Genomic DNA, 6199 nt, shown 5'->3' with positions numbered 1-6199 from the left:
CCCTCGTCGTCGCGGTGACCGATGCCGCCGCCGCCGACGCCGTCACCGCGAAGGGCGCCGAGGCGCGCACCGTCGAGCGGTCGTCGGCGGAGCTGAACGGCTACATGAAGGACCTCAACGCGAAGAAGAGCGCAGCTCCCGACACCGTGGCCGGCTGGTACGTCGACGCCGAGTCCAACAAGGTCGTCCTTCCGACGCAGGACGTCGCCGCTGCCGAGACGTTCGCCGAGAAGGCCGGGGTGCCGGCAGAGGCGTTCCAGGCCGAGGCCGCTCCCGAGCGTCCGCAGCCGCTTTACCAGGGTGGCGACGCCTACTACATCGGCGGCGCGCGCTGCTCCATCGGCTTCGCCGTCACGGGCGGCTTCGTGAGCGCCGGTCACTGCGGCACCACGGGCAGCACCACCTCGTCGCCGAGCGGCACGTTCGCCGGCTCGAGCTTCCCTGGCAACGACTACGCGTTCATCCGCTCGTCGGCGTCGATCACCGGCACCGTGAACAACTACAGTGGCGGCAGCGTCGCCGTCCGCGGATCCTCCAACGCGGCGATCGGGTCGTCGATCTGCCGCTCCGGCTCCACGACCGGGTGGCGTTGCGGCACCATCCAGGCCCGCAACTCCACGGTGAACTACGCCGAGGGCTCCGTGACCGGCCTCATCCGCACCACCGCGTGCGCCGAGCCGGGCGACTCGGGCGGATCGGCCATCTCCGGCAACCAGGCTCAGGGCGTCACCTCCGGTGGCTCCGGCAACTGCTCGGTCGGCGGGACGACGTACTTCCAGCCCGTCAACGAGATCCTCAGCGCCTATGGCCTGACCCTCAAGACCTCCTGACCGGAGGAACCGCGCACGGCGCGGACCCGGCACCCTCTTCCCCTGGAGGTGTCGGGTCCGCGCCGTTCGTCGTCTCGCGGGGGGTGCTCACGTGTTGCTGCGCTGCCTCGGCGGGACCGTCCTGGCTGCTGCGTCGCTGCGGGTGGGGCTTCGTGTGGTGGTGCGTCGCTGCGGCCGCGAGTGGACCTGCGCTCCGAAAGGGCCTCGACCGGAGCGGTGGGTCTCGCCTCGGGTGGGTCTGCGGGGCGCGGCCACGATTCTTCATCTGCGCGGGATCCACGCATGATTCTTCCTTTGTGTGGACCGTGCCTCGCGAAGGAAGCATCGTGGCGACGAACTGGGGACCTGGAGGGCAGGGATTCTCCCTTCTCGTGGACCGTCCCGCGCGAAGGGAGAATCTCTGCCCACCCGACGCACGAAGGGCCCGGGCGGACGCAGGAATCTGCCTTCGCGCACAGCGATCCGAACGATGCTGCGTTCCGCACCGGANTCCCGTAGCAAACGCAGCATCCTTCGACCCTTCGCGCACGAACGCAGAATCTTGCGTCCCCCGAGCCGCGCTCCGACCGCTCGCCCGACCCCGGACTTCGCCGCCGGTCGAGGCCCTTTCGGAGCGCAGGTCGACTCGCAGCCACAGCGGCGCAGCAGCAGGCGAAGACCCACCCGAAACACCGCAGCCGCAAGGCACGACCCACCCGCAGCAGATCGCGCCGACGCCCTCGGCGCGATCTCGCGGTCCCACGGCAGGAACGACGGTGGAGGCGGCCTGTCGCAGGCCGGTAGCATGGACGACGTTGCCCGGTCAGCGTCGCCCTGGCACGGTCCACCCCACCCCCGCACCTCAAGGACATCGTCGTGGGCATTGTCGTCCAGAAGTACGGTGGCTCCTCCGTCGCCGACGCCACGAGCGTCAAGAGGGTCGCCCAGCGCATCGTCGCCACCAAGAAGGCCGGTCACGACGTCGTCGTGGTCGTCTCGGCCATGGGCGACACGACCGACGAGCTGATCGACCTCGCCAACGAGGTCTCCCCGCTGCCGCCCGCCCGTGAGCTCGACATGCTGCTCACCGCCGGCGAGCGGATCTCGATGGCCGTGCTGGCCATGGCCATCGGCAACCTCGGCCAGGAGGCCCGCTCGTTCACCGGCTCCCAGGCCGGCGTGATCACCGACGCCGAGCACGGCAAGGCCAAGATCATCGACGTCACGCCCGGTCGCATCGAGAAGGCGATCGCCGAGGGCGCCATCGCCATCGTCGCGGGCTTCCAGGGCGTCTCGCAGACCACGAAGGACATCACGACGCTCGGCCGTGGCGGGTCCGACACGACCGCCGTGGCCCTGGCCGCGGCCCTCAGGGCCGACGTCTGCGAGATCTACTCCGACGTCGACGGCATCTTCACCGCCGACCCCCGGATCGTCCCCGACGCCCGCCAGATCCCGCAGATCTCCTACGAGGAGACGCTCGAGATGGCCGCGAACGGCGCCAAGATCCTGCACCTGCGCTGCGTCGAGTACGCGCGCCGCAACGACATGCCCATCCACGTCCGGTCGTCGTTCTCCGACAAGCCCGGCACGTGGGTCATCAAGGCCGACGACGTCACGAAGGACCCCACCATGGAGCAAGCGATCATCAGCGGAGTGGCCCACGACCGCTCCGAGGCCAAGATCACCGTCGTCGGTGTGCCCGACAAGGTCGGCTACGCCGCGGCGATCCTGCGCGCGCTCGGCGACGCCCAGATCAACATCGACATGATCGTGCAGAACGTGTCGGCCGCCGCCACGGCGCTCACCGACATCTCGTTCACCCTGCCGCGGGCCGACGGCCAGACCGCCATGACCGCCCTGGCGCGGCTCAAGGACGAGGTCGGCTTCGAGCGCCTCCAGTACGACGACAGCGTCGGCAAGGTCTCCATCGTCGGCGCCGGCATGCGCTCGGCCCCCGGCATCACGGCCACGTTCTTCCAGGCCCTGGCCGACGCCGGGATCAACATCGCGATGATCTCGACGTCGGAGATCCGCATCTCGGTCGTGGTGGCCGAGAGCCAGGTCGAGGAGGCGGTCCGCGCCGCCCACTCGGCGTTCGACCTGGGCACCGACGAGGTCCAGGCCGTGGTCTACGGAGGGACCGGACGATGAGCCGTCGCGCCAGCATCGNCCCCGCCGACGAGGTCCGCTTCTTCGCCTCGGCCCGGTCGGCCGGCACGGTGCTGCCGTTCGCCGGCCGCGAGATCACGGTGGAGGACGCCGAGACGGCCGATCCATCGGGTCTCGACATCGCCCTCTTCTCCGCCGGTGCCACCACCTCGCGGGCCCACGCGCAGCGCTTCGCCGACGCGGGCGTGACCGTGGTCGACAACAGCTCGGCGTTCCGCAAGGACCCGAGCATCCCGCTCGTGGTCAGCGAGGTGAACCCCGAGGCCATCCCCGCCGGCGACGGTCCGGGTGGCCGCGGCATCATCGCCAACCCGAACTGCACCACCATGGCCGCCATGCCGGTCCTCAAGCCGCTGCACGAGGAGGCCGGGCTGGTGCGCCTGGTCGTCGCGTCGTACCAGGCGGTCTCGGGGTCGGGCATCGCCGGCGTGCGCGAGCTGCACGGGCAGGCGCGCGCCGTGGTCGAGAAGGCCGACGAGCTGGCCTACGACGGCAGCGCCGTCGCGTTCCCCGACCCCGACGTCTACGTGGCGCCCATCGCGTTCAACGTGCTGCCCATGGCCGGCAGCGTGGTGGACGACGGCAGCAACGAGACCGACGAGGAGCAGAAGCTGCGCAACGAGTCGCGCAAGATCCTCGGCCTGCCCGACCTCCGGGTCGCCGGCACCTGCGTGCGCGTGCCCGTGTTCACGGGGCACTCGTTGAGCATCCACGCCGAGTTCGAGGGCGACCTCACCCCCGAGCGGGCCACCGAGATCCTGGGCAGCGCGCCCGGGGTGCAGCTGGTCGAGGTGCCCACGCCGCTGCAGGCCGCGGGCGCCGACCCGAGCCTGGTCGGGCGCATCCGTGCCGACCAGTCGGCGCCGGAGGGCAAGGGACTCGTGCTGTTCGTCAGCGGCGACAACCTGCGCAAGGGCGCGGCCCTCAACACGGTGCAGATCGCCGAGCTCCTCCTCGGCTGAGGTGGGTGTGAGCGATCTTCTGGTCCGGTCCCGCCGGCCCGCCGACGCCGACGCGCTGGTCGCTGCGCTCGCGGGAGTGCACCAGCGCGACGCGTACCCCGTCCGCGCCTCGCGGGTGACAGCCGAGTGGCTGCTCGACGGCACCGACGTCGCGTGGGTGGCGCAGCTCGACGGACGGGTCGTCGGGCAGGTCGCTCTCGTGCGTGCAGACGACGCCTGGGAGCTGACCCGCTTCTTCGTCGCGGTCGACGCGCGCGGCGCGGGCGCGGGACGCGCCCTCCTCGACGTCGCCGAGGCGTGGGCCGACGCCGACGGTGTCCCGATGCGGCTCGTCGTCATGCAGCACAACCGCGACGCGCAGGCTGTCTACGAGCGCCGCGGCTGGCAACGCGACGGCAGCACCACCGCCGACTTCTTCCTCGACGGCAGCGGTGTGGCGCCGGTGCTGCTGCGCTACTCCAGACCGCCCGGCTGACCCGGCGCACGCACGAAGGCCCCGCCGTCGAGCGGTGCGGGGCCTTCGCGCCGGGGCTACTCGGCCGCGAGCTGGTACGCGCGGGGCTCGGTCTCGCCGGCCATCAGGTACTCGATCGCGAACGCGGTCGGCGTCGTGCCGCAACGCGCGTAGCCGAGCGTCACGAGGACGTCCGTGGACGTCCAGCCCTTGCCGTAGAGACCCTCGACCTCGGCCTTGGTGGCCTCGTCGCCGCCCTCGTACAGCTCACCGAGCGCGATGCCGTCACCGGCCTGCGGGTTGCCGATCGCCTTCCCGACGGCGCTCGAGGTGGTACCGGCGCCGGGCGCGTCGCTGTACGTGATGGTCTTGAGCGCCGTGGCGGTCGCGCAGGCGAAGGCGAACAGGTCCTGGCGCTTGCTCTTGGTGATCGTCTTGCCGTACTTGCCCTTCTTCTTGACCTTGTACTTCACGACGGTCGTGACCGAGTAGACCTTCGGGTCCGCGGCGATCTTGAGGGCGACGGACGCCTTGTCACGGGCGACGACCTTCTTGCCCTGGCGCACCGTGAGGCGGGCGTAGGTCACCTTGACCTTGCCCGAGGTGGAGTACCTCGGCTTGATGGTCGCTGTCTTGCCCGGCGCGGCGCTGGGGTCCGCGATGGTGCGGATGGTGACGCCCGTCGCGGCCTGGGCGGGCGCCACGAGCGTCAGGGTGGAGCCGACGCCCACGAGGGCGGCGACGAGCAGGACGAGGAGCTTGCGCATGGGACCGGTCCGTTCACGGAGATGGCGCCCGGCGGAGCGCGGGCCCGCTCAGCGTAGGAGTGGTGCGACGGCCGTGAGCAAGTCTTGCGCAGGAATGGCCCGTCGTGACCAGGCGCACCTGGTCGGTGCGGGCCACGCCTGGCCCGCTCACTCCGGCAGCGCGGCCCTCAGGGCGTCGACGAGGTGCTCGGGCGTGGTGCCGAACGACCGGCTCGCGAGCACGAGCTCGCCTTCTCGGGCGGGTGCGCGCACGACCACCGACTGCGAGCGGGCGGTGTCGCCGCTGCCCACCCGGACGCGTCGCCGCGTGGCGCGCACCTGCGTGCTGCGCCGGCCCTCGTGCAGGGTCACGACGTCGCCGCGCACCGTCACACGCTGCCGGGTCCGGCCGCGGACGGTGACGAACCAGAGCCAGGCCCCCACGGGCCACAGGCCGAGCAGGACGACGGGCGAGCGGCGCCCGGACGAGTCACCGAGGACGCTGGGGTCCCCCAGCGCGACGGTGGCCAGCACCGCCGCCGCCGTGGTGCCGACCGTGAGGACGCAGAGGAACCGCCACGGCCAGGGACTGCCGTCGATGACGATGCTCCCGTCGACGACCCTCGGCGTGACCGGGCGGCGGGGGAGGAGGATGTAGACGACGGCCATGAGGAAGGCCGCGCCCATGAGCCCGACCGTCGCGCCCATCGGCGCGTCGCCTCCGGACGCCGTCGCGGCCATGAGCACCCCGCCCCCGGTCATGAGCAGACCCATCGGCATGCCAATGAGGACGACCTTGCGCTCGGGGCTCATCGCGATGCGGCGACCGCAGCGACCTCGTCGAGGGCCGAGGGGTCGGCGAGGGCGCCTCGCGTGGCGGCCTCGTCGGCCGGGACTCCACGCAGGATCTTCTTGACCGGCACCTCGAGCTTCTTGCCCGAGAGCGTGCGGGGCAGCGCCCTCACCACGTGCAGCTCGTCGGGGACGTGGCGCGGCGACAGCCGGGTGCGCAGCTCTCGGGCCACGCTCGTGCGCAGGGCCTCGACGTCGGTGCCG

Annotated in this window: 6 protein-coding genes and 1 pseudogene; 4 read left to right on the top strand and 3 right to left on the bottom strand. The window is 71.7% G+C overall.

Annotated features, from left to right (window positions below):
• From ASF38_RS03710 to ASF38_RS03695, 4 genes are all read left to right on the top strand, one after another.
• The coding region (locus tag ASF38_RS03710; protein WP_162237291.1) for a S1 family peptidase at nucleotides 1-830 on the top strand (830 nt) is incomplete at its 5' end.
• Between the two features lie 855 nt (nucleotides 831-1685).
• Nucleotides 1686-2963, top strand: coding sequence for an aspartate kinase (locus ASF38_RS03705; protein WP_055963153.1), 1278 nt, complete (start codon nucleotides 1686-1688; stop codon nucleotides 2961-2963).
• 19 nt (nucleotides 2964-2982) lie between these two features.
• On the top strand, nucleotides 2983-3943 hold a 961-nt coding region (locus ASF38_RS03700), incomplete at its 5' end, for an aspartate-semialdehyde dehydrogenase (protein ID WP_235497373.1).
• Between the two features lie 7 nt (nucleotides 3944-3950).
• A complete protein-coding gene (locus ASF38_RS03695) occupies nucleotides 3951-4418 on the top strand; it encodes a GNAT family N-acetyltransferase (RefSeq protein WP_055963159.1) in 468 nt (155 codons plus the stop codon).
• A gap of 56 nt (nucleotides 4419-4474) precedes the next feature.
• Here ASF38_RS03695 and ASF38_RS03690 read toward each other — a convergent pair whose 3' ends face one another.
• From ASF38_RS03690 to ASF38_RS18710, 3 genes and pseudogenes are all read right to left on the bottom strand, one after another.
• The gene (locus tag ASF38_RS03690; protein ID WP_056573694.1) at nucleotides 4475-5164 is read right to left on the bottom strand and encodes a hypothetical protein; all 690 of its coding nucleotides are present in this window, start codon (nucleotides 5162-5164) and stop codon (nucleotides 4475-4477) included.
• Nucleotides 5165-5311: 147 nt separating this feature from the next.
• Nucleotides 5312-5956 carry a hypothetical protein gene (locus tag ASF38_RS03685; RefSeq protein WP_055963166.1) on the bottom strand — a complete coding sequence of 215 codons (645 nt, stop codon included), beginning with the start codon at nucleotides 5954-5956 and terminating at the stop codon, nucleotides 5312-5314.
• Nucleotides 5953-6199 (bottom strand): annotated as a pseudogene (locus tag ASF38_RS18710) (acetoacetate--CoA ligase); the annotation flags it as partial. The pseudogene ASF38_RS18710 and the gene ASF38_RS03685, both read right to left, overlap by 4 nt.

The sequence above is a fragment of the Aeromicrobium sp. Leaf272 genome (assembly GCF_001422865.1).
GTDB lineage: Bacteria > Actinomycetota > Actinomycetes > Propionibacteriales > Nocardioidaceae > Aeromicrobium.
The sequence above is the reverse complement of the archived record's forward strand: the minus strand, read 5'-3'. Positions and strand labels throughout refer to the sequence as shown.